The 24225-nt window shown below is 69.8% G+C and carries 14 protein-coding genes; 6 read left to right on the top strand and 8 right to left on the bottom strand.

The window, feature by feature from the left end:
- Positions 1-479 precede the first annotated feature (479 nt).
- Complete coding sequence (locus WMF36_RS16830; protein WP_437580621.1) at positions 480-2378, top strand: hypothetical protein; 1899 nt, start codon at positions 480-482, stop codon at positions 2376-2378.
- A gap of 161 nt (positions 2379-2539) precedes the next feature.
- Here the strand turns inward: WMF36_RS16830 and WMF36_RS16825 are convergent, their stop codons facing one another.
- Positions 2540-2902 (bottom strand): DUF1330 domain-containing protein, encoded by a 363-nt coding sequence (locus WMF36_RS16825; protein WP_437580620.1) that lies wholly within the window; start codon positions 2900-2902, stop codon positions 2540-2542.
- A 218-nt stretch (positions 2903-3120) separates the two neighbouring features.
- Between WMF36_RS16825 and WMF36_RS16820 the strand changes: the two genes are divergently transcribed.
- The 3 genes from WMF36_RS16820 to WMF36_RS16810 all read left to right on the top strand — a co-directional run bounded on the left by WMF36_RS16820 (position 3121) and on the right by WMF36_RS16810 (position 6385).
- Positions 3121-4035, top strand: a complete 915-nt coding sequence (locus WMF36_RS16820; protein WP_437580619.1) for a LysR family transcriptional regulator — start codon at positions 3121-3123, stop codon at positions 4033-4035.
- Positions 4036-4420: 385 nt separating this feature from the next.
- Positions 4421-5257 carry an AraC family ligand binding domain-containing protein gene (locus WMF36_RS16815; protein WP_437580618.1) on the top strand — a complete coding sequence of 279 codons (837 nt, stop codon included), beginning with the start codon at positions 4421-4423 and terminating at the stop codon, positions 5255-5257.
- Between the two features lie 255 nt (positions 5258-5512).
- Positions 5513-6385 (top strand): family 16 glycosylhydrolase, encoded by an 873-nt coding sequence (locus WMF36_RS16810; RefSeq protein WP_437580617.1) that lies wholly within the window; start codon positions 5513-5515, stop codon positions 6383-6385.
- A gap of 133 nt (positions 6386-6518) precedes the next feature.
- On the opposite strand, the gene WMF36_RS16805 is transcribed toward WMF36_RS16810, so the two are convergent.
- Positions 6519-7466 (bottom strand): fatty acid desaturase family protein, encoded by a 948-nt coding sequence (locus WMF36_RS16805; RefSeq protein WP_437580616.1) that lies wholly within the window; start codon positions 7464-7466, stop codon positions 6519-6521.
- 26 nt (positions 7467-7492) lie between these two features.
- On the opposite strand from WMF36_RS16805, the gene WMF36_RS16800 reads away from it, so the two are divergent.
- Complete coding sequence (locus WMF36_RS16800) at positions 7493-8461, top strand: NAD-dependent epimerase/dehydratase family protein (RefSeq protein ID WP_437580615.1); 969 nt, start codon at positions 7493-7495, stop codon at positions 8459-8461.
- 23 nt (positions 8462-8484) lie between these two features.
- Here the strand turns inward: WMF36_RS16800 and WMF36_RS16795 are convergent, their stop codons facing one another.
- A complete protein-coding gene (locus tag WMF36_RS16795) occupies positions 8485-14487 on the bottom strand; it encodes an AAA family ATPase (protein WP_437580614.1) in 6003 nt (2000 codons plus the stop codon).
- A 709-nt stretch (positions 14488-15196) separates the two neighbouring features.
- On the opposite strand from WMF36_RS16795, the gene WMF36_RS16790 reads away from it, so the two are divergent.
- On the top strand, positions 15197-15421 hold the full coding sequence (locus tag WMF36_RS16790; protein ID WP_437580613.1) for a hypothetical protein: 225 nt from the start codon (positions 15197-15199) through the stop codon (positions 15419-15421).
- Positions 15422-15772: 351 nt separating this feature from the next.
- Here the strand turns inward: WMF36_RS16790 and WMF36_RS16785 are convergent, their stop codons facing one another.
- The 5 genes from WMF36_RS16785 to WMF36_RS16765 form a co-directional block, all read right to left on the bottom strand.
- Entirely contained in the window at positions 15773-17194 is a 1422-nt protein-coding gene (locus WMF36_RS16785) for an IS701 family transposase (RefSeq protein ID WP_437575267.1), read from the bottom strand.
- A 722-nt stretch (positions 17195-17916) separates the two neighbouring features.
- Complete coding sequence (locus WMF36_RS16780; protein ID WP_437580612.1) at positions 17917-21414, bottom strand: hypothetical protein; 3498 nt, start codon at positions 21412-21414, stop codon at positions 17917-17919.
- A 49-nt stretch (positions 21415-21463) separates the two neighbouring features.
- Positions 21464-21964 (bottom strand): hypothetical protein, encoded by a 501-nt coding sequence (locus WMF36_RS16775; protein WP_437580611.1) that lies wholly within the window; start codon positions 21962-21964, stop codon positions 21464-21466.
- 13 nt (positions 21965-21977) lie between these two features.
- A complete protein-coding gene (locus WMF36_RS16770) occupies positions 21978-22592 on the bottom strand; it encodes a DotU family type IV/VI secretion system protein (protein WP_437580610.1) in 615 nt (204 codons plus the stop codon).
- A complete protein-coding gene (locus WMF36_RS16765; protein WP_437580609.1) occupies positions 22589-24223 on the bottom strand; it encodes a type VI secretion system baseplate subunit TssF in 1635 nt (544 codons plus the stop codon). The genes WMF36_RS16770 and WMF36_RS16765 overlap by 4 nt, the downstream gene beginning before the upstream one ends.
- Positions 24224-24225 lie beyond the last annotated feature (2 nt).

Here is a 24225-nt window from a genome sequence, read left to right as displayed (position 1 = left end):
TCGAAAGTTCCGCGACGACACCTCTCCAGGTGTCCAGGCGAGCGCGTCGAGGACGCCACGGCAAATCATCTGAAGGCTCGCGCCCCCTGGCGGCATCAATCCCGGTGTGCGGCCCACATCCGGGCGGCGCGCGATGGCTCTCGAACACCAATCATGTTGAAACCCGGAGAATTTTCACAGGGAGGCGGGGAGGCGGGGAGGAAGAAAAAAAAAGAATCTCTTCCTCTCGCCGTCTCTCGCTCCCCGCCTCCCCGCCTCCCTGTGAAATTTCTGCTTTTTTTCGGGGTTTCAACCCGTTTGTCGCTCTAGCCCCCCTGCGGCAGCCCTGGGGAGGATCCGGATGGGCATGAGAGGCCGGTCATCGACGATGGTGTTGCACATGAGTGAGAGCATCGTCGTCTATCATGGTCTGAATATTTCACTCGCAGCACCTGTGCTTCCTAACGCGGTACCACCCATTCTTAATGGTTGAATGTCCTATGAACCAAGTGCGCTCGATTACCCTTGCGGCCCTGCTCCTGCCTGGACTCGCGTTGAGCGGGGCATGCTCCAGTGAGCCACCCAACAACTCGAAGGAATCCATCCTGGATCCCGATGGCGATGAGGCGCCCGCCGACAATGGCGATGAGACGCCCGCCGGCAATGGCGACGACACGCCCGCGGGCAATGGCGATGACACGCCCGCCGACACGTCGCCGGACTCGCAGATGTTCACCTGTCACGCTTCAAAGTCGCCCATGTTCAAGAGCCGCGACGTGTTGAACATGCGGATCTCTGCCGATTTTACGAAGCTGAACAGTGCACCCACAAAAGAGGAATCCGGCTCACAGGCCGTGATCGAGCTGAGCGACCAGAGCGGCGCGGCGCCGATCACCGCGAACATCATCGCCCGGGGAGTTTCGCGCTTCCATTGCGGCTTTCGCCCGTTCTCGCTCAAATTCGAGGAAAAGCAGAAAGAAAACATCTTCGCGCACCTCGGCAAGTCGGTGAAGTTCGTCACGCATTGCGGAGACAGGGAGGGCCTGTCTCCCACGCTCAAGGCGGATTCTATCGAGACCTACGAACAGCGCGCGCGGATGGAGGACACTGTTTATCAAGTGCTCGATCAGCTGCAGGTGCCCTCGCTCAAGACGCGGCTCGTACGGCTCACCTACCACGACGCGCCGACCGGCAAGGAGGAGACGCACCTCGCGTTCGTGCGCGAGCCCGAGGACGAGATGGCCGAGCGCTGCGGCATGGTGGAACTGGAAGAACTGTCCGGGGTCGACACCTCGCAGCTCAAGGTGGACCCGGTTGGTCTATTGCTGTTGAACCTGCTGCACGATTTCGTGATTCAGTACGACGGAATCGATGGGAAGAACCTGGTCACCATGGTCGACCTCGAGCGCAAGGCGATATTTTACGCTCCCTACGATTTCGACCTGGTCGGCGTGTCCCGGCCAGATTACGTGGCCAACAAGGGGCGCACGCTCGAACAGAACCGAGACGCGTTCGCGGACTGGCTGCGGCGCAACCAGAGCCCCGCGCTGTTCGACCAGATCGAGTGGATGCTGGCTCGAGCCGACGCGATGCAACGCGCCGTCGATCAGTCGGACATGAACGAGGAGAACCATGAGGTCTTCTCCCGCTGGCTCTCGCTTTACTTGGGTCTCCTCCGGGATTTTCGCGCGTGCGAGGGTCACACGGACGACCCGTCGCGGCCCCTGTGTCACGTGGAGGACGACCACGGTAATCGCCCCGATTCGGCCAGCGTGGTCGATCCCGGCGAATGGAGCGCGCGCATCGAGCCGCCCGGCGACGTGGACATGTTCGCCGTCGATCTGCAGGCGAACACGATTTACTCCCTCGGTGGCCGCGTGCCTCTCGAGCTCTTCGATGCCCAGCAGAACCTTGTGGCATCGGCCTCGGACCGGACCGTCTCGTTCAAGCCGAGCCAGACGGGCACATACCACCTCCGAGCTTCGCTGGGGGAACAGATGGTCTCGTCGCCGCTGCTCCCGAGCCCCGAAGATATCGATCGTTACATCTCCCTCTACACGGACGATCACGGGACGTCCCTGGAGACGGCGACCACGCTGGAGGCCGGCAAGGCCGTCGAGGGCAAGTGGGAGCTGGCCAGGGGAGAAGACGAGGATTGGTTCTTGCTGAGCGCAGGCGCATCGACCAACCTCCACATCGTGCTGCGGGATACGGACACTGGCCGCATCGAAGTGAGCCGGCGCGATGCGCCGGCCGAAGAGCTCCCCCTCGAGGAATATCTTCTGGAAGGTGACAATGACGTGTCGTCGCTCTTCGAGCAACCTGGCCAGTACGTCGTCCGGGTCATCCAGATGCTCGGCCTCCGAGCCAATGGCTCCTACACCGTGACGCTGCAATAGCCCGGAGCTCCTCGCGGGCGGCGAAGGGCGCGGTCCGCCAGAAGGTGACCGCGCTCTTCCCGCAGCACGAGGTCGAGAAGTTCACCGAGCACTTCTGGTCGCGCATCCAGGAGTGGCGCAAGCACGAGAAGCGCCGAGGCGCTTCGAGAGCGCGGAGTGCTTCAGCCGAGCGGGTCTGTCGGCTGGAGCACGGCTTCGCTGAGCGCGGAGAGGCGCACGGGGTCGGCGCGGTGGTACTCCGGGTCGGCGATCATGTCCGTGAACGCCCTTCGCGAGGGATACCGGACGAGGGCGACGCAGTCCCAGGACTGGCCGGACTCGGCGCAGAGCGCCGTCTTGCCGTCGCCCGCGTAGAGGATCTCGCCGCCGTGGCGGGCGAGGACGGGGCGCGCGAGCGCGATGTACTCGAAGTAGCGCTCGCGGCCGCCGTCGGGGCGGAAGCGGAGGAGGTTCAGCATGACGACGGGCTTGCCGTCGTCCTCGCGGAGAAAGCGCTCGAGGTCGGAGGGGGTGATCGTGATCATCTACTTCAGCCTTTCCTTCGGGATGTCCGTGAACATGACGATGCTCTGTCGATCGGGACCGCGGACCACGCCGCGAGGTACGTCTCGCAGGTGGCGACGCGGGGGTCGGCGAAGGCGGTCGGCGCTGCCGGACGGGGCGCCGGGGCGCAGCCGATCGCGAGCGCGGCGAGGAGGCCCGCCATTGCGGCGCGCCGCGGACGCGCGCATCGTCGCGCGGCATGGCCGCGATCGACTTCGAGGTGTCCGTCCCGCAGCTGCGGTGCTTCCTCGCGGTCGTGGACGCGGGCTCGGTCGCCGAGGCCGGGCGCAGGCTCGGGATGTCCGCCGCGAGCGTCTCGAAGGCGATCACGCGGCTCGAGGACGGCGCCGGCGTGAGGCTCCTCCATCGCTCGACGCATGCGATCTCCCTCACCGACGCCGGCGAGGCGCTGCTCGAGCCCGCGCGCGAGGCCGTGCGCGCGGCGGAGGCCTTCGCCGAGACGGCCGCGCACGCGTCCGATCGCGGCGACGGCGGGATGCTGCGGCTCACGGCGGCGACCGGCATGGTCCGGCACGTCCTCGCGCCGCTCGTGGGCGAGCTCGCGCGCGTGCATCCGGACATCCGGGTCGACATCCGCGTCACGAACCGGGTGCTCGACCTCGCCGAGGGCGGGATCGATCTCGCGATCCGCTCCGGCCCGTTCGACGGTCTGCCCGGGCACATCGCCCAGCCCTGGTTCGCCGCGCCGTGGGTGCTCTGCGCGACGCCGGGCTACCTCGCTGGCCGCGCGCGCCCCGCGTCCCTGCGCGATCTCGACGGGCACGACCTCGTCGCCTTCCGGAACGGCAGCGGGCGCGTCTTGCCCTGGCCGCACCGGGACGGCAGCTACGAGCCGAAGGCCCGCGTCACCTTCGACGACGGTGACGCGAGCTTCAGCGCGATGCTCGCCGGCGCCGGCATCGCCTGCACGCCGCTCTACCTCGCCGCGGCCTCCCTCCGGAGCGGCGCCGCGGTCGAGGTGCTCGCGCCGCTCCGCGCCGAGCCCGTCCCGATCTCGCTGCTCCGCCGCGAGCGGCGCCTGACCCCCGGCCGGCTGACGAAGCTGATCGCGTTCCTGAACACGCACGCCCCGGACCTCTCCGACTTGCTCTGAGCCCACGACCGGACTCTGGCAGGCCGCGGCGGCGCGCTGTAGACGCGGGCGCGGAAGGGCAGCCTTGCCCTCGCGGAAACGTCACCCTGCGGAGCAGGCTCGCCCAGTCGATGCGCGCCTTCTCGGAAGCCGTTTGCCTGTCCTAGCCCCCGCTTTTCATGCGTTTCGCGGCCGAGGCGCAGACGCGCTCCTACGCCTGGAAGCCGGACTTCGGGCGCCCCGTCGCCTGATGCTCGCCACGCCCACCGCTCGGCGGACATGCTCCCATCGAACACCTCGAAGCACATCCAAGAATGTGCGTTTGAAGGTCCCCGGCTGCCCAAAAGGGCCGCTGCGCACCTTCGCAGTGCTTCCCTGACCAGGCTGCACTATCCTTGGACTTACCGTGAACCTGCTGTGGCAGTCGTTCCCCATGCCCGAAGGTCGACGCGCCCAGGCTTGGCGATATCATCCCGCCTACAGGCGACCAGCCCATTTTCACGACGAACCGGAGTTCAATCTCGTCGTCCGGGGAACTGCCATCTTCCGCGTGGGGCATCGTCGCGTTCTGATGGGCCGCGGATCGCTGTCTTGGTACCCGCCCGGGCTGGATCACTATCTCGAAGACGCCAGCCCAGACCTCGAGCTCTATGTGGTAGGGTTCCGGCCCGAGCTGATCGATGCGTTCGCGCGCGAGCACGGCTGCGCGCCGAGCTTCTCTCGGCCTCAGCAGCGCCTTGACGGGGCCGCCTTATTGGCTTGTGCAGACGCTATGGCCCAGGTGCCCAACAGCCGCGACAACCCGGCTGTCGAAGGACGGCTGCTCGATTTGTTTGCAGTGCTGGCCCAGATGACACCTCCTCCGCAGATGAGCCTTGGCCACCGTGCTGCGGCCCTGCTGGTCGAGGCGCCAAGCCTCCGCCGCGACGAGCTGACCCGACGCCTGGCCAGCAACCGCGGCGATGTGAGCCGCAAATTTCGCCGCGACCAGGGCCTGTCTTTGACGGAGTACAAGAACAGGCTGCAAACGCTGAAGCTCCTCGAGCTGCTCGAACAGGGCTGCAGCCACTTGACTCATGCGGCGCTCGAAGCCGGGTTCGGCAGCTACTCGCGCTGTCACCAGGTGATCAGAGAGTTGCTGGGCATGGCGCCCAGCGCGCTCCTCGACCCAGGCACCCGGAAACTACTCGCCGACAGGTTGGAACCGTTGAGCGCACAGCACGATTGCCGAGATCCCGGGTAGCTCGCGCACCCAGATCCATCGTCTCCGGCACCGCTGCTCCGCGAATCGGCGTTCAGGCTGCGAAAACGCACAAACCTTGATGCTCGCCGCGCGGCGGCTGAGTATTCGATCGGCATGCGAAGTCGATCAGCCCTTGCCTTCCTCGCGCTCCTGGCTTTTTCGGGATGCTCCAACGACTCGCCGGATCCGGGCTCCTCCCCCGCCGCTGGTGGAGCTCCCCCCAACACGGCGACGGGTGGGGCTGCTGCCGACCCCATGACCGGTGGCCATGGCGGCATGCCGCCGGAGATACCCATGACCGGTGGCGCAGGGGGTACGGGCGGCGCAAGTTCCGGTGGGACGAGCGGCGCAAGTTCCGGTGGGACGAGCGGCGCGAGCTCCGGTGGGACGAGCGGCGCAACTGCAGGCGGCACGGGTGGCGCCGCTGGAGGTGGCGCTGGGGATGGCCGCTTCGAGCTCGCCTGGGAAGATCCGTTCGACACCGTCGATCTCACTCGCTGGCAGCTGATGACCCACAGCTGGGACGGAAATCTCGCGCAGTTTACCGGCGAAACCACTGCGGTCAGCGGCGGCATCCTGCATCTTTCGCTGACGGCAGCCAACGATACCAACAAGCCCTTCCGCGGCGTGGAAATGCGCTCTCGCGAGACGCTGACCTACGGAAAAATAGAAGCGTCAGCTCGGTTTGCGCGGGGCTCCGCGGTCGTCTCTTCTCTGGTGCTCATTTATACCCCATGGCCCCCCGACGACTGGAACGAGCTCGACATCGAGTTTTTGGGCAAAGACGCCGATCGCATTCAGTTTAACCACATGGTGAACATCCCGCCCGCTGATCCAGCCACCGGCCACCTCCAGTTCCCCGAGCTCGTTACTTTGGACTTCAACCCCGCAGCGGGCTTTCACACCTATGCCATCGAATGGGTGCCCGGTGAGGCGCGCTTCTACGTCGACGGAGCGCTCATGCACACTGCCACCGAGGAAATGGAACGCATGGTCCTCCCTCAGAACATCCTCTTGACGATCTGGGCTTCTGGGTCGCCAGATTGGGCAGGCCCCGTCAACAGCAGCACCGCCCCCACGCGCGCCGAGTACGACTGGCTCCGCGTCTACCGCTACGTCGGTCCGTAGGTGCTTCGTGGGTTCCGAGCCGCTGAAAGCGGCTCTGACGCGCGCAGCTCATCCGAGCTCGCAGACTCCAGCGCGTGGACATGCCGACGGTCAACCGCTACCGCGGTGGAGGGATGAGCGCGGCCAGCCAAGCTCAACCCTCGAGCCGCGACCGCAGCTCGGCGGGCGGGAGCGGGCGCCGGCCGGCGAGCTGGGCACAGAACGCGCGAAAGCCGCGGGTCACGTAGTACGCGTGGAGCTCGCTCGGCATGAGCTCGAGCACGCGCCGGTGGAACGTCGGGAGCGCGTACCAGGGCACGCCGAAGCTCGCGTGGTGCTCGAAATGGTAGTTGATGTTGAAGGGCGAGGTCAGGATCGACGTTGCGTGGAAGTACGTCCGCGTGCGCAGGTAGGGATCGGCCTCGCGGGAGAGCCCCGAGCCGTGCTCCTGGGCGATCTTGATGAGGTTGAGCAGCGCGGTGACGTTGAACGAAAGGACCATCACGACGGGTACCTGAAAGCCCGCGAGCTTGACGCCGAGCGCGCCGAGGCCGACCCAGATCGCGAGCCCCGCGCCGAGGCGCGGCAGGCTGACCGGGTAACGGCGCGAGGGGTTCAGCGCGAGCGCGCCGCCCGGGAGCAACAGCCAGCGCATCCGCGCGAGGAGCCGCCGGCCATCGAGCGGATCGGGGTTCTGCGGGTCGCGATCTGGGTCGGTGGGGTGCAGGTGGTGCGGGAGGTGGCCTTTCTCCCAGTGGTTCTCGTAGTCCGTGAAGAGCATCACACCGACGAGCCACCCGATCCGGTGGTTGAGCGCGCGCGAGCGCCCGGGATCGGCGAGGAGCACGAACATCTCGTGGCTGCACTCGTGGATCACCAGGATGAACAGGCCGAAGAGCATGCAGCCGAGGAGCACGCTGCCGACGGGCACGTAGAGCCAGACAGGCACGCTCTCGCTCGCTGCACCCACAAGCCCGCAGCCGCAGATCAGCGCGGCGAGGCTCATCAGGTTGATCGCGTTGTGCCGGATCCGAGGTTGCCGTGTATAGTGCAGCTCTCGCCCAGCGGCGATGGCCTGCCGCAGCCATTCCGGGTGCTTCATCGCGGTCCTCCAGCGGAGATGGTCTCGTGAGGGTCCTCGTGACAGGCAGCACCGGGATGATCGGCTCGCACCTGGTGCGCGCGCTCGCCGCCGAGGGGCATGCGGTCCGCTGCCTGGTCCGGCGCCACACCGAGCGGGCGGAGGCTCTCGGACCCGCGGTCGAGGTCGTGCTCGGGGATCTCGGCGACGCCGGCTCGCTCCGGCGGGCCGTGCGCGGCATGGAGGCCGTCGTGCACACGGCCGGCGTCGTCTCGTACTGGGCGCCGCGGCGCGACGAGCTCCATCGCGTGAACGTGCTCGGCACGCGGGCGCTCCTCGACGCGGCAATCGAGGCTTCCGTGCGGCGCTTCCTCTTCACGAGCTCGATCGCCACGCTCGGGTTCGTGACCTCCGCCGCGCCGGGAGACGAAGAGACGCCGTACAACTGGCAGTCCGCCGGGATCGGCTACTTCGACACCAAGGCGCAGGCCGAGGCCATGGTTCGCACCGAGCCGCGCATCGAGGGGCTCTCGGTCAACCCAGGGATCACGTTCGGCGAGCGGGACGTCCACAAGAACGCGAGCCGCATGCTGCTTCAGGTAGCGCGCGGGGGGCCGCTCGGTTGTCCGCCTGGAGCCACGACGGTCGCGACGATCGAGGACGTGGTCGCGGGGCACCTCTCGGCGCTCGTCCGCGGACGCCCTGGCGAGCGCTACGTGCTCGGCGGCCACCTGTTGACCTTCCAGGAGCTCTATCAGCGGATCGCGACGATCCTTGGGCGCCCCGCGAAAGCGCGCGTCCTCTCCCCGTCCCTGCTGCGCTGGTACGGCAGGCTCGCGCTGATCCGCGGAGCGCTCACCGGCAAGGAGCCGGAGTTCACGCCCGAGCTCGCCGAGATCTCGTCGCGCGACCGGCGCTACTCGTCGCAGCGAGCCGAAGCGGAGCTCGGCTACCGCGTCTCGCCGCTCGAGCCGTGCCTGGCCCGGACCTGGGCCTGGGCTCGGGCGCGCATGTGAGAAGAGCGTGGCTGCCATCGAGGCTACGCCTGCGTCGTCACGCAGGCCGCGGAGCAGTGAGTCCCGTCGTTGAGCCCGAAGTTCGCGAGCGCGCTCTGCGGCATGAGGAGGACCAGCATGAACGGCCGGTGGCCATCGCGCTCCTCCCCGGTGAAGCGCACCAGCGCGTCACCGCCGCGAGCCCGGAGGCTCGCGCGCACGATGTCGAGCCCGACACCTCGACCGGCGACTCGACCGATCGTCTCTGCGGTCGAGACGCCGGACAGGAAGATCTGGTCGGCCAGGGCTTCGTCGGGCAGCGCATGAACGCCCTCCCGCCGACGCAGCTTCTCGAGTGAAAGTCCGCTGCCATCGTCGAAGATCTGCAGCTCGAGCGCGCCCGGTCCGCTCCGCACGCGAACATCGATGCGGCCCTGCGCCGCCTTGCCGGCGAGCTCTCGCACGTCGGGCCTCTCGATGCCGTGATAGAGGGAGTTGCGAAAGCACTGAACCAGGATGTCTTTCACGAGCCCCGTCCAGTCGCTGGCCAGCTGCGCCTCGGCCTGCTCCGTGAGCACCGCGGGCGCGGGCTTCCCGAGCTCGGCGGCCAAGCTCGGCAACATTTCGCGCGTTTCGTCGACCACGTGCGCCACCGACGTAGGGTCGAGGCGCGCGAGGACGCCACGCAGCTTGCGCACCAGCTCCTCGGCCGCGTCGGTGGGAGCGGCCGTCGCGACCAAGCCCCGGATGTCGTGAAGGACTCCCTCGCTCCGTTCATCCAGCCTCTTGGTCACGGCCGTCAGCCTTTGCTCGCAAACCGACTCGTATTCCGCGACCGTTCGCTCGACGGCATCCAATTGCTCCAGCAGCTCGTGCCTGTCGAACGGCTGCTCTGGCTCCCGGCGCGACGCCTGGCAGGCGTCCTCCGCAGAGTGCAGGGAGTCCACCAGGTGCGTGAAGCCGTGCAGGCGAGCGTTGCCTTTCAGGGTGTGCAGGTCGCGCAAGGCGGCATCACAGAGCCGCCCGGAGCTCTCGACGTGCGGCCCGAGCGCCGCGCGATTTGCGGCTAGCAGCTCGCGACAGTCGACGCCGAACGCTCGTGTGGCCTCGACGCCGCAATCGAGCGCCTGCACGATGATGTCGACCTCGCGCTCCTTGTTGCGCGCCGCTTGCCTCAAGCTACGCAGCAAGGTCACGTCGCGAATCGTGACCAGCATGCGGTCCACCAGGCCTGCTTCCGACTCGATGAAGTTCCAAGAGATCTCCAAGAACTGGGGTCTTCCGCCGGGACCCGTGCGCTCCACTTCACGGATCAGGTGGTGGGCGTTCAGCGCCGCCAGCCACGGCTCTTGATCGAAGGCGCAGCTGAGCGCTGCCGCTGCCGCGCTCCACGCGTCCGGTCGCACGCTCGATCCATCGAACAGCAGCGCGAGGCAGTCTCGACCGACCAGCTCGGCGTTGCCGAGGATCTCCGCCAATCGTCGAGAGTATCCCGGTTCGACGCGCCGGTTCCGGTCGATGGTGAAGACGCCCTCGTCCAGATTGTCGAGCATCGAAGCGATTTGACGGTTCTTGAGCGCCAGCTCCCCGGTGCGCTGGACCACGCGTCGCTCCAGGCTCTCGTAGAGCTCTGCGTTGTAGATCGAGATCGCCGCCTGGCTGGCAATCACCTGCAACGCAGCCAGTCGATCGAGCGTGAAAGCATACGCGCTGACGTTGTTCTCCACGTACAGCGCGCCCAGGATGTCGCCCTTGCGCATGATGGGAGCGCACAGCACCGAACGTACGCCCCGCTTTCGAATTTGCGGGTCCGCCTGGAAGGCGCCGGCCTTCGATGCGTCGTCCAGCATGACGGCCTCTCCCGTGCGCAGCACGTAGCTGACGACGGTGGGGCACAAGAACTCGGCTTCCGAGTACTCCAGGCGCTGCGAAAGGCTCGTGATCGGGCGCTCCACGTGGGCGCGCGCCTCCACGTAGTACGTGCGATCGGTGTCGTCTCGCAAGACGAGACAGCCGTGCTCTGCCCCGGCGTTCTCGATCAACGTGGCCATCAGCGCAGCGAACAGCCGCTCGGTCTCGACCTCGACGAAGATGCTCTGCGTTGCCTTGAGCAGGGACGCGCTGTCGAAACCCTGGCCGGACGCCACCGCGCCGCGTGGTGTCGCGACGTCTCCTCTGACGGTATCCGCGAGCAAAGCGGGGTGCTCACGCGCCAGCAATTCGAGCTTCGCCGTGGCGCCCCAGTCAGCGTAGAGCCGGTAAGCCGTCTCCAGGCATGTCCTGGCGTGAAGGGGCTCGTCCAGCGATAACCACATCTGGGCCTGGTGCTCGTGGACGAGCGCCCGCAGGTGGATGAAACCGTCTCCGGCCGTTCTGATCGCGTCGCGGTAGCGGGCGAGCACGACTTGCAGCGGCTGCCCCGTCAGGCGCGCGTGCTCGGCGGCCAGGAAGTGAGCCTTGTGAGCGAAGTTCTCCGAGCACAGATGGGACCAAGCCTCGAGCTGCTTCAGGTTCTCCTCGATGACAGCGAGCAGGGCCTCCCGCGCCTCCGGGCCTCCTTCGCCGCACGCCCTCGCCGCCAGCAGCCCTTCGAAGAGCTTGTAATCGGGCAGCGAGAACTGCCCCGCCGCGATGATCAAGAACTCCCGGGTGAACTCCATCCACTGACGCGCCGAAGCGAAGTCGCCCAGGATGAAGCTCGTCATCATCTGGGCTTGCCCGTAGGCGTAGCCGTACTGGGTGCTCTTCTCGGCGACCACCACGGCGGTCGCTTCGCGGTCGGCCGCGGCGACGGCCTGCTTCTCCGATTCGCGTGCCGTCAATCGAGCGACGGCTCGCTCGACGACCAGCGCATTGACCAGCTGACCTGCCGCCGAGATGTGCGTCAAGTACCGCCGCAGCTCCGTTACCTGCTCGCGGCAGGCCCGCAGCCGCGCACCGACCAGGAACGAGCGCTGGGCGCGATCGTTCTTGGCGTAGGCGACGTGCTGTCGGTCGCCGAGCATGAGCCCGCTCTTCTCCCCTCGGTCGTAAACCGCGAACAGATCTCGGTAAGTCGCCTTCCAGTGTGCAAGAAAGCCCACGAACACGAAGCACACGCCCGATTCGACCGGGGTCGGCGAAAAGCGCTTCAAGAGCTCGAAGGCAGCCAGGCCGATGCGATAGGCGGCATCGTAGTCGCCCAGCACCGCGAGGAGGATGATGCCGCAGTCGGCGAAGTTCTTGCACGAGACCGCGTCGACGCCGCGGCAAAGCGCCAGGTCGAACATGATGAGCTCCGCCAGGAAGAACAAGGGCGGACAGGTTTGAAACGCCGGAGGAATCACCTGCGCCAGCAATTCGAGGACCAGGCGCGAGCCTGCGTCCTCTGCCATCGGAAGAGCCGGCAGGCCCTCGATCGTCACGCGCGCCAGGTGCGCTTGCAGCTTGCCGATCCCCTCACCGATGCCCTGGTTGATCTCGTCGAGCGCCTCCGGCAAGCGCACGCCGAACTCGGCCAGCGCCGCGCGCACCTGGACCACGGCGTCCAGCATTCGCCCGCCGTGCTCGAGGATCCGGGTCTTCAAGACATGAACTCGGCCGCGCGCCAGGCGGTCGGGGGCGAGCCTGAACGCCTCCTCGCAGAACGCTTCGACCTGCGGACAAGCCAGCACGAAGGCTGTCTCGGCGCGCGCGAAGATCGCTCGAAAGGCCAGATCCGGCGGACATTCGCTCTCGCAGCTGGCCAGCAGCTCGACGGCGACCTCGGCGTGGGTCCCCGCGATGCTCCACGCGCCGCTCTGAAGCGCCTGGTGACTCGCGGTCAGGTTGAGCTCCACGAGGTCGAGGCGCTCTTCTCGGTCATGGATCGCGCCGCGAGCGGCGTTCAAATGATGCAGCACCTCGAAGATTCGACTCGGCGCGCGATCGCCCCGCAGGCGCTCGCGCAGGGTCCGTCCGATGCAACCATGATCTGCCAGGCGCTCCGCGTCGCTGGCGCGTGAGAGCGCCGCCTGCTGCACGCGCGAGTGTTCGAAGGCGTACGATGCAGACTCGTGGCTCCGGCCAGGCGCTGACGGCTCCGCTCGAGCCTCGACGGAGACCTCGGACAGGAGACGATGGGCCAGCCCCTCCCGAACGAGCTCGAGACAGGCCGCGAGCGGTCTGCCCACGGCCTCCGACAGGGTCTGCAGATCGAAACGCATGCCGAAGCACGCCGCGGCAGACAGCAGCCTCGCCGCATCGGGACAGAGGTTCTCGAGGCGCTCCGCCATCAACGCGCCGACATTGTCGCAAGCGGGGTGCGCCTCCGCGCGCTGCAAGTCAGCGGACCATCGGCCGCGCTCGACCGCCAGGCGCAGGATGCCCTGTCGATGCAAGGAAACGAGCAGCTGACCGATGAAGAACGGGTTACCGTCGGTCTTGCGCCTCACGATCTCCGCGAGCCCACGGGCTTCAGCGACAGGCGCGCGAAGCGAGCGAGCCACGATCTCCGCGACCGCGTCGGAGGACAGCGGCCCGAGCGGCAATGTCAGCACGACCTCCTTCGCCCGGTCCAACGCGCTCTGCAGGTTCAGGAGCGTCGGTACGTCACTGACATCACGGCCGCGGAACGCGGCCAGCACCATCACGTGACTCGAGTCGGGATTCGTCAGAATGGCAGACAGCACCTCGGCAGAGCCGGCGTCGAGCCACTGAGAATCGTCGAGCACGAAGGCGAGCGGACGCTCCGGCGTGGCGAAGATACGGATGAAGGAGAGGAAGACATGCTGCAGCCGGCGCTGCGCCTCGATGGGATTCAACGCGACGATGGACGTGGAGGGACCGGTGACGCAGGAGAGCGCCGGCAAAAGCTCGGTCATGATGCCTGCGTTGTGCCCCAGAGCTGCGGTCACGCGCTGCCGCAGCTCCGTCAGCTCGGCTTCGGAGAGCGACAGCAGGTCCCCTGCCAGGCGTCGTAGCACCTGCGCCAGACCAGACAGCGGCACTGCCTGAGCTCGCTCTTCGAACGCCGTCGACAAAAGGCGCGCCGGCGCTCCGCCGTGCTGTTGCAGGAGCTCCGCGAGCACGGCGGACTTCCCGGCGCCCGCGGCTCCTGGCATGAGCACGAGCAGCCTCTTGCCGGTGCGCACGTCGTGGAGGGCGTCTCCCAGCGCCGACAGCTCGGCGTCGCGTCCCTGGACGTCTCGACTGACGATGAATTGACTGGAAACGTCATTCGCCCCCAGGATCACGGCAGGGAGGGTCTGCGTTCGCCGGAAGCTCTCACAGAGCGTGGTCAGGTCGCTCAGCAGCCCGTGATCACTCTGGTAGCGCTCGTCAGGATTCTTCGCGAGCAGCTTGGACACGAGCTGTGCAAGGAGCGGCGGCACGTCGGGCGACAGCTCCGTGACGAGCGGAGCGCGCTTGGACACGTGCGCGTGAGCCCAGCCGATGGCATCGCTCGCCGCGAACGGCAGCTGGCCCGTCAGCATCTGGAAGAGCGTGACGCCCAGAGAATAGTAGTCTGCGCGGTGATCGGGGCGACGGTTGAGGCGGCCCGTCCGCTCTGGCGCGACGTGGGCGAGTGAGGGCGCGGATTCGCAAGCGGCGCCGCCTGCCGCGTCCTCGGAGACTGCCAGGAGATCAGCAAACTCGACACGTCGAGTCTCGAGATTGACCAGAAAGCTGCCATGGCTCACGTCCTCATGAAGGAGCCCCTGCTCGTGCAAGCGATGCAGCAAGCGAGACATGCCGAGCGCGAGCTCGAGGCACGTTCCGACGTCCAGACCCTTCGCGGGAATCTCGAGCGGTGCGCCTCCGAAGTCCTCCATGATGAGCGAGAGCTCGCCGTCTACCTCGCGCACGTCGCCGTCGATCGCGAGCGTGCCGATTCGACGCCACATCTGCAGCTCGAGCTCCAAGACCCGGCGCGGCTGCGCGACTTCGTTCCGGAGCGAGTGCAGCAGCACGCTCGCGCCGGAGGTCGCGCGGCGCGCGCGCCGCCAGATGCTGCGCGGCAACACGGCCACGGTCTCCGTGATCTGATGAGCGTCCTCACCGAGGTGCGCTTGACTGTTTCGGTTCATTGATTTGCGTCCCGCTCGCTTTCGTTGGCCGACGCTGGTTCTGCCGTGTGATCGAGAACGGCGCTCACCCTGATGGCTGAAGGAGACACAGCGCTTCGCGACCCCCCTGCCGGGAGCCGCTCACCCGCTGTGCCCCCCTCGCCTCCCGCTCTCCTCCTGGCGCCCAGTGCCAGCCCTGGCGCCTCCCGAGGGAGAAGGGTCGGCGGCGCGCTCTGGCCTGACGACGAGAACTCGACGAACCAACGAAGAGACAAGGACATCCAAAGCCTTCGGAAACGTCAAGCCCCAACTGCGGGACCTTGCCCCGAACGGCCGCGCATTCGTCGCTGCGATCTGGCACACCCCCATGAAAAAGCGACGCTATATCAGCGACTTGACCCATGCATCGAAGTGCGCCGCCATCCCGTGACCGACGACGTTCGCGGCTTCGCACCTTCACCCTCTGCCGCCGCTCGCTGCCCCGAGGACCGGACTCCGGAGCAGAAGCTGCGCGCGGTGACGGAGGCGGCCGCGCACTCCGAGCGGGAGCTCGGCGAGTTTCTCCGCCGCGAGGGGCTGCACGAGGGGCAGCTCGTCGAGTGGCGCAAGGCCGCGCTCAGCTCCGTTCCTCGCCAGACGCGAACCTCGCGCTCGCCGACGATCGCCGCCCGCCAGTTTTTGATTGACGCCGCCGATGTGACCGTTCACATCCGGCGCTCCGGAGCTTCTTTTGCCTTGCGACATGTCCCAGGCCCAGACGTTCCTGGCGACGGTGATGGGCGCGGATCATGGGTACATCACGCGCGACGTGGGAGGCGTCCAACGGCCAGCGATCGTGGCTTGGCTCCGTTACTGGATCTACAACGACACCGGTGGGAAGAGCTATTTCTACGGCGATGATTGCGTGATGTGCACCTCGCCCTGGGTGAATCCCCAGCGCAAGAGCCGGGAATGACCTCGCGTCGAATCGGATGTCAACCGAGGAGAGCACCCGTGTCGTCCAGTGTTGGCTCCGTGGGCTACGATCGCATTCACCATCACTCTCGCTGGCTGCGACCGAGCTGGGGCGGATTGGGCCTCTGCGCCGCTCTCAGCCTCGGCTGCAGCGACAACGGCCACGCGGGCGGATCAGCTGCCGGAGGCTAGTACTACAGCCGCGGTTAGGGAGCCCGGGCTCGGGCAAGCGGCCGGGTGCGGCGGCGCCGGTAGCAACAGGCGCGAGCCTGGGCGCGTTTTCGGCGTCGCCACCTCGACCATGCCCAGCGGAACTCGGGCGAATGGGCGGGCAGCGGAAGCACCAGCTCCATCAGGCGACGGACTTCGGGAATGCTCCAGGGCGCCAGCGTCGGCGGACCGTCGCTTTCTTCGGGCGCGGCAGGCTTTTTTCCCCCGACGCGTCAAGCGCCGTCTCCCGCATGGACTTGGCCTTCTTCCCCGGCCCCGGGCGCGCCGCTTTGGGCACGAGCTCGGGGTTCATCGCCGGGGCGTACGGGAAGGCGCCTTCCGCGGGAAGCTTCGCGCGTACGAAAGCCAACCACGCAAGGGCCATCATCCCGAGCGTGATGTACCGATGCCAGCTCGGCCATGAGCGGACCTCGTAGTGGTCGAGGCCGACGTCATCCTTCGCCTCCTCGAAGCACTGCTCGATCGTGTAACGCGTGGAGGCCACGTGCGCGAGCGTTGTCAGCGGCGTGTCGGCTTCGGCGTTGGACAGGTAGTAGGCCACGTCCGACGGCTTCGAAACAGAGCGGCGGGCCAGTAGCCAGACCTCGTCGGCCGGCAAGCGCCGACGGCTGTCGACGACGCGCGCGCGGGCCCAGTCGTACTCGATGGGTCCCTTCTCGCCCTGATGGACGGCAAGGCGATGCCATTGCTGCGGCGACCACTGCGCCGCCACCTTTGCCACGGTGGAGGCGTGTGGCGCGCCCGGTGCAAGACGAGGGCGCGTGCGGAGCGGACCACGAGGGTGTTCGCGTTCGGTAGGGGGTTCCGCGACCTCGGGTCGCTCGGGCCACACCGGCGTGCTCGAGACGACCGCGAGAACATACCGATGGCCCTGCGCGGCGATGCCGTCGCGAAGCACGGGGTCGTCCCCGTAGACTTCATCGCCGGCGACCCACGCCATCGGTACACCTCGCTGCCAGGCGCCATGCAGCATCTGCATCGCCAGCTGCGGCTTGGTCTGGAACGCGACATCCTCCGGAACGTGAGCGTCCTGCCTCCGCTCCGGATCGCTGCACCACGCTTCTGGCAAGTAAAGACGACGATCAAGGATCACATGTCCACGTGGGCCATTGTAGCTGAGGAACACACCGATCTGGCAGTTCTCGATCTTGCCTGCCGTCCCGCTGTATTGCCGCGCCACGCCGACGGACTTGGTGCCTTTCTTGAGGAAGCCCGTTTCGTCCAGTACGCCGATGCCCTGCGGATCGCCGAACTGCTCGATCGTGAAGTCCATCAGGAGATCGCGCGCCGCATCCGCGCTCCAGTCCGCACTGTACAGCAGCCGCTGCACGCGATCGGGCGTCGGGTCCCCGATGGCCTCGGCCAGCTGCCAACCGTTCCGCCGCGCTGCCGGACCCATCAGCGAGCGCACGTACTTGATCGCCTGCTCGCGCGGCTCGCTGCGCGCGAACAGCGCCGCAAATCGCGCGTGAAAGGCCTCAAAATCTGCTGCCAACGCGTCCCACGCGGCCGCTGCTGGCAGCTCGCTTGCCCCCGGATCCATGGCCGGATCCTGGGTCCAACCAGATCGATGTCGAGGTGCGGCTGTAGTACTAGAGCGACAAACGGGTTGAAGCCCCGAAAAAAAGCAGAAATTTCACAGGGAGGCGAGGAGGCGGGGAGCGAGACACGGCGAGAGGGAGAGATTCTTTTTTTCTTCCTCCCCGCCTCCTCGCCTCCCTGTGAAAATTCTCCGGGTTTCAACATGATTGATTGGTGTTCTAGGCGTTTGCGGGACTGCGCCGGGACCTCGCCGCCGCTGCTGCTCAGGCGCAGTCCCGAAAACGCCTATTCGTTGGGCCCGCGTTGGGCCACGCCGGAAGACGACTCGGCCAGGCGTCAGCCGGAACCCATTGAAATAGTAGACGTTTCTGCCGCTGGTACTGTCGCCTCGGCGCCGGAGAGGTCCTCACGGAACCCTTCCGGTCTGTCGAGAGAGGTCGCCGACCCCTGGAAAGAACCCGATCGGGTTGTACCGACACCTCGGCGACCCGATCCCGGAACCCCCGGGGCCTGCCCCGACAGGTCGACGACCTCCTTCGCCAACCCCGGAGGGTTCCTCCACGGGTCGACGACCCCTTCGCCAACCCCGGAGGGTTCCTCCACGGGTCGACGACCCCTTCGCCAACCCCGGAGGGTTCCTCCACGGGTCGACGACCCCTTCGCCAGCCCCGGAGGGTTCTTCCGGACGTGACGGATCCCGCAGCCATCGCGCGGGATCGCCCGCTAGTCCGCCGCCACCGCGCTCACGCAACGCCGCCCCCGGTTCCCCGGCGGCACAACGAGCGCCCACGGGGCAGGCTGCATGTCGAACGAGACCGGCGGATCGAACGGCCAGGTCACCACCCCCTCCGATCCCGCCGCCGCGCGGCAGAGCAGCCGGTAGAACCGCCACGCAGAGCCGCTGATCTCGATCGTCTGCGCCCGCGTGTCGCTGGCCCCGACCAGGGTCTGCTCCATCCCGGCGCTCGCCGCGCTCGACGTCCACCACGTCACCGCCAGCGCCCGCCACGCCGGCGCCTGGTTGAACCCGTAGACCGTCGTCTCGCCCGAGCGCAGGAACGATCGCGTCACCCCGATCCCCGCCCCGTACTGCACCTCCGGAAGCACCTGCGGCCGCACCTGGAGCGCGATCGCCCTGGGGTTGCCCCCGTCGTCCCACAGCGCCGCCGAGAGCTTCTCCGCCCAGGTCGCCAGCTCCACCGCCTCGCCCGGCACCCGCACCGCGCGGGACCCGGCCGGCGCCTTCGGCGTGCACCCGGCCGCGCTCCCCTTGCGGCACACAGGGCCCAGGATCAGATCCACCCCCGACCGGAACGTGCCCTTCGGCCCCACCGCCGCCAGCAGATCGTCCGGCGACACCTCCACCTCACCCCGCGGATCCAGCGGGAACCGCACGAGCAGCGGCGCCACCTGCGGCCGCATCTGCTCCCGCCACGCCGCCTCGATCGTCCGCTCCACCCGCTGGAGCGCCATCCCGTAGGCCAGCGCCACGGGGGAAAGGAACGGCTCGCGCTGCGCCTTCTCGTGGATGCGCGCCCCGTCCAGCCACGCGGTCACCTGCTGCAGCGGCGCCGGCTTGTCGACGTCGAGGATCGCAAGCCCGAGCTTCCCGATCGGCGGCAGCCGATCCGCGAGCGGCGCGTCGGCCGGACCCGGCGCCGCCGGCGCGCCGTCGTCGAGCGAGGGCACCATCGGCGAGATCGCCGCGTAGTACGCGTCGAGCGCCGGGTACTTCCCCTTGTCGCCCGCCATCACCTCGACGATCGGCCGGAACGCGGCGAGCGCGTCCGCGAGCACCTGGAGGTAGACGTTGCCCTCGGGCTCCACACGCGCGTTCTCCGCCACCGTCACCCAGAAGTCCGTGAACCAGGAGGCCGGGCCGATCATCGCCTCCAGATCGGCGCGGAGGCCCGCGGCGGAGGTCACGTCGAGCCGGAAGCTCGAGACGTACGCCCACAGCGCCGCCCGGTGCTCGGACGCGTGGCGCGCGATGCCGTCGGCGACGAGCCGGGTGAACGCGGCCCGCCCGTCGCGGGGCACGCGCGCGCCCTCGAGCGCGGCGTCGAACGCGAGCAGCGGCGGCTTGATCTCGGCGTCCACGGCCCGCGCCGTGAACGTCCCCGGAAGGCTCCGGGTGGGCCCGCGCTGGCGCGTGTCGCCCAGGCCGACCGCAGGGTAGTCCGAGGTCCGCGCGAAGAAGAGCGACCGCCCCGCGGCGCCCACGTCGTCGACGAAGGCCCGCACGTACAGGCCCGACCGGCTCGAGCGGAGCAGATCCGAGAAGGCCCTTGTCTGGTAGGTGCGCGTGGCGCGGCCGTCGACGACGATCGCGTGGGCGGCGTCCTTCACGCCGGCGTCGCCCCCGACGACCGCCAGATCCTTCAGCGCCTCGCGCAGGCTCTTGCCCTTCGCCGAGGGCACGGCGAGGCTCCCCTGCCCCACCATCGCGAGGAGCCCCTCCAGCGCCTCGCGGTTCTCGCTCACCCACCGCGGCTCCCGCCGCCGGGCCGCCACCGACCCGAGCAGCGCGTCGACCTCCTCGTCGCCGCGCACGGCCCTGAGCTCCTCGATCACGGCGTCCAGCCCGTCCACCTCGACCGCGCCGCCGATCGACTCGGACAGCGCGGCGCCCTGCTTCTGCAGCGCGTCGAGCCCGTCCTGGTCGAGGGTCTCCCGCCGCAGCGCCTCGTCGAGCGCGCCGAGCCAGCCCTCCCAGTCCGCCAGCGAGACCTCGGCCTCGCCGCCCGACGGCGGCTCCACGCTGCCGGACCAGGGACGCTCGCTGCGCTCGATGTGGTCGAGCGCGATCCGCGCCGGGATCTCGAGCGCCGCGGCCCAGGCGTCGGGCGCGCGCCGGATGCGCTCGCCGAGCGCGTTGTCCCTGGAGGCGTAGAGCAGCGAGAGGGCATAGATGCGCCGGCCGCGCTCGCCGCCACGCGCGGGGGGAAGGAGGTAGAGCTCGCGGAGGCTCGTCAGGAAGCGCTCGACTAGGTCCTGCTTGTCGGACGGGAACGCGACGCGCAGCGGGGGCCAGAGCGGCCCGAGCGCGGAGGAGAGCGCGTCGGCCGCGGCGGCCTCGGCCTCGCGGGCCCTCGCGTTCCCAGGCCAGCTCCTCGGCGGCGCGCGCCTCGCGTCCTCCACGGCCCTCGCCAGCTGATCCACCGCGTCGCCCGCGCGCCCGAGCAGGTGGAGGTGCCAGCCGTAGACGCCGAGGAGCAGCGCCGCCCCCGCGACAACGGCCAGGACCGCGGTCCGCGCCCGCCGGCGGTCGAACGCGCGCGCGTCCCGATCGACAAGCGCGCCGTCGAACGCGAGCGGATCGCCGAGGACCGCGGCGCCGCCCTCCCCGTCCGGCAGCCCCGCCAGCACGATGCCCTCGAGCGTCGGGGCGGCGGCGGCGCCGCGGCCGCCGAGCAGCGCCTCGAGGAACGGCGCGAGCGCGCCGAGCAGGCCGGGGCCGGACGCGGTGAGGAACCGCGTCACCCGGCCCAGCGCCTCGGTGGACAGCGCCGCGAGCGCCGGGGAGACGTAGGTCCCGAGCGGCGCGACCGCGGCGGAGAGCTCGGACGCGCTGCGGCCGGCGGGGACCAGCTCCGCCGTGTGGCCGGCGTCGCGGGCGATCGGCGCGAGCTCGCGGAAGCCCTCCGCCGCCCCGTCGAGGTGCGTCAGGCACACGCGCACCCGCGGCGGCGTGCCGCGCAGCGCGGTGAGCAGGTCGACCTTGGCGCGCGCGAGCGCACCCAGCCGCCGCAGCCCGGCCGGCGACCACGAGGGCGCGCCCGCGTCGAGCACGACCACCACGAGCGGCACCTCCAGCGAGAGGGGCTCCCAGAGCTCGCGCAGGGCGTCCCGGGCCTCGGCGCGCGTGTCCTCGAGGAGGTCGCCGGAGATCTCCTGCACGAGCAGCTGCCGGCCGGCGAAGGGGGTGAGCCGCGGATCCTCGGGCGCGTCCGGCCCCCCCAGCGCGGGGCTGCCGCCCTGCTCGAGGGCGGCGAGGACGAGCCGCGACTTGCCCGCGAGCCGCTCGCCGAGGACCACGACGACCGGATCGCGCCGGGCGCTCGCCGGCAGGCCGCGCACGAAGCGCGACCACGCCGCGCCGAGCGAGGGCGCGCTCGGCGCCTTCGGCGCGCGGCGACGCTGCCGGACGAGCAGGACCACGGCGAGGATCACCAGCGCGACCCCGACCACCGCGAGCGCGACGATCATCCAGAGGCTCACGGCAGCGCGCTCTCCGCGCGGCCCGGCGGTGCCGCGCTCGCCGGTCGCATCAGCTCTCCACGGGGGGCGGGGGCCGCGCCGGAAGGAGGAGGAGCGCCTCGAGGATGTCCTCGGCCTGCTCGAAGGCCGGGAGCAGCGCCGCTGGATCGCGCTCCGCATCGGGCGCACTCAGGGCGGCGCGGAGGGGATCCAGCGCCGCGCGCGCGACCGCGACGAACGCCGGCGGCGCCGCCGCGGCGATCGCCTCCTCGATCTCGGCGAAGAGCGCGACGGGGTCCCGGGGCGCAGCCTCGCTCGGCGCGGCGACGACGGGGTCCCGGGGCGCAGGCTCGCTCGGCGCGGCGACGGCGAGGTCCCGGGGCGCAGGCTCGCTCGGCGCGGCGCAGCCCTCCACGTCGACCGGATCCGCGGGCGGCGCGGCGGGCAGCTCGCGCGGAGCCTGGACCCGGGGCCGCGGACCGCGCGGCAGCGCACCCGGGCGCGACGCCGTCTCGCGCCAGCGCGCGAGCACCGGCGACGTGGGGTGCTTGCTCTCGGGATCGGCCGCCACGGCGGCCACTGCATCACAACCCGCGCGTGATGGCCAAGAGGACGAGCTGCAGCGCGAGCAGGGCGCCGACCACGGCCGCCACGTGGTGCCAGCGCGGCCTCGCCTTCCGCGACGCGGCCTGCGCCGCCTCGGCCACGAGGGGCGCAGCCGGCGGGAGCCTCGCGGCGAGGCGCTCCTTCCAGCGCGGGATCTGGGCCGGTGCGTCGACGAGGCGACCCTCGAAGCCGGCCCTGAGGCAGAAGAGGTAGGCGCCGACCACGAGCGCCGGCGGCGCGGCCAGGCGCAGCAGGGCCGCCGCCTGCTCGTAGAACACGTCGCCGCCGTCGCCCGCCGGGAACAGGTCGCGCTGGAGCGCCGGCCACGCGGGCGGCTCCTCCGGGTCGAGCCGGGTGAGCCGGCCCTCGACCCGCTCGTCGAGGAGGAGCACGAGCGGCACCAGGGCGGAGACGGCGTCCTCCTCGCTGGCCGGAGGCGAGAGCGCCGCGAGCAGCTCGTCGAGGCGGCGGCGCAGGCGCGCGCGCAGCGCCTCGAGATCCGGCCGCGCCGCCCGGTCCCCGAACGCCGCGGCGATGAGGCGCTCGGCGTCCTGGTGGGCCGCGACGATCTCCGCCCAGATCCGCGGGGTCACGCCCGCCCCCCGCCGGCCGGGAGCGCCCGCCGGGGCGCGTCCCCGCGCGCGTCGATCTCGACGTCCACCGGCTCCTCGGTCCATGCGTCGAGCAGCTCGACCACCTGCGCCGCGAGCCGCCGCAGGAGCGGCGCGTCCTCCGGGCCGCGCCGCCGCAGCGCGAGGCGGTAGACGCGCCGGACGCCGCCCGCGCGCCGCGCCGGATCGGCCGCCTCGGCGACCTCGAGGGAGTCCACGAGCGCGTGCGCGCCCCGGTAAGGCCCGTCGGCGCCCGTGCCGAGGATCTCCAGCACGCCCATCAGGTCCCGCTGCGAGAGCGAAGGCCGCATCCGCAGCGAGAGCACGTCGAGGCAGCGCGCGGGATCGCGCGCGAGCGGGCTCTCCTCGGGGCGGCGCAGCGGCCCGAGCGCGCGGAAGGAGATCGCCGGCAAGTGCCGCGTCTGCGGCACGATCGCGAGCCGGCCCACCGCCGAGGACCAGAGGCCGGGCTGAGACCACCGCGCGTCCACCTGCACCTTCGCGGGCCGCTCGAACGCGCCGGCGATCTGCAGGCGGAGCCGCGGCGGGCCGCCCTCCTCGTCCTCCTCGAGCTCGTGGGTGTCGCCGCCGCAGGCGAGCGCGGCGGGCAGGATCGGCGAGAGCCCCCGGTCGTCGCTCCGGTAGACCCCCCGCACGCCCGTGAGCTCGACGGCCTCGAGAACCGCGCTCGGGCTCTGCACCGGGTAGCCGTCCCGGGTGCCGTCGCAGAGGACGGGCGCGGAGAGATCGGTCCAGGCGTTCACGGCGGGCACGACGAAGAGGTGGAACGCGTCGCGCGGCACGACCATGTCCGACGGGAACGCCTCGTCGAGATCGAGGTGGATCGCGAGCGCGCTCCACGGCGTGGGCGCCGCCGGCACCGCGACGTGGACGAACAGATCCTGCTCCGGCAGGTGGAAGAACCCGCGGATCCGCGCGAGCGCGCCCGGCTCGCCGGCCTCGTCGACGAGCCGCCGCGGCGGCTCCGCGCCGAAGGCGATCCGGCACGGCGCCTCGCGCCCGTCGCCGTCGGCCACGGCGAACGCCCGCGCCGCGTGCTGCTCGAGCGCGTCGTGCAGCGCGAGCGAGGCGCGGTAGTCGTTGAGGCGCCGCACGTAGATCGGGAGCTCCACCGCGCCCTTGATCGGCCGGAGCGCGCGCAGCCGGAGGGTGAGGCGCAGCCGGCGCCGCACCTCGACGAGGGCCGCGCCCTCGATCTCGAGCGGCAGCACCGCGAGCGGCCGCGCGGTGGAGAAGATGCCGGCCTTGCCCTCCGGCGTGGAGACGCGGAGGAGCGTGCCGGCGGGCAGCCCCGAGGGCTCGATCAGGCCGCCGTCCGGCGCCGCCTGCACCATCATCGCCGCGGGCGACGTCGCGAGGAGATCGTCGAGGGTGCCTGCGGCGATGCGCCGCACCGCCGCGCGGGTCGCGGCGGCGGCGGCGGCGCGCGTCCGCGCCGAGAAGAACGCCATCGCCTCGAGGATCCGGCGGACGTCGGGGTCGTCGCGCCCGGGCAGGAGGCCCCCCTCCGCCTCGCGCCGGGCCGCGAAGGCGTCGAGCGCCTGGAGCTCCGCCAGGAACATCGCAGAGAGCCGCTCGCTGTTCGCGCTCATGC

It is taken from the genome of Sorangium sp. So ce887 (assembly GCF_051521455.1).
Taxonomy (GTDB): domain Bacteria; phylum Myxococcota_A; class Polyangia; order Polyangiales; family Polyangiaceae; genus Sorangium.
Note: the sequence above shows the minus strand (reverse complement) of the source record. Positions and strands in the feature narration are given on the sequence as shown.

Excerpts from the sequence above, each read along its gene's own strand:
- WMF36_RS16785 (WP_437575267.1), bottom strand. The coding sequence starts at position 17,194 with ATGGATCCGGGGGCAAGCGAGCTGCCAGCAGCGGCCGCGTGGGACGCG.
- WMF36_RS16765 (WP_437580609.1), bottom strand. The coding sequence starts at position 24,223 with ATGAGCGCGAACAGCGAGCGGCTCTCTGCGATGTTCCTGGCGGAGCTC.
- WMF36_RS16795 (WP_437580614.1), bottom strand. The coding sequence starts at position 14,487 with ATGAACCGAAACAGTCAAGCGCACCTCGGTGAGGACGCTCATCAGATC.
- WMF36_RS16825 (WP_437580620.1), bottom strand. The coding sequence starts at position 2,902 with ATGATCACGATCACCCCCTCCGACCTCGAGCGCTTTCTCCGCGAGGAC.
- WMF36_RS16810 (WP_437580617.1), top strand. The coding sequence starts at position 5,513 with ATGACCGGTGGCCATGGCGGCATGCCGCCGGAGATACCCATGACCGGT.
- WMF36_RS16805 (WP_437580616.1), bottom strand. The coding sequence starts at position 7,466 with ATGAAGCACCCGGAATGGCTGCGGCAGGCCATCGCCGCTGGGCGAGAG.
- WMF36_RS16820 (WP_437580619.1), top strand. The coding sequence starts at position 3,121 with ATGGCCGCGATCGACTTCGAGGTGTCCGTCCCGCAGCTGCGGTGCTTC.
- WMF36_RS16830 (WP_437580621.1), top strand. The coding sequence starts at position 480 with ATGAACCAAGTGCGCTCGATTACCCTTGCGGCCCTGCTCCTGCCTGGA.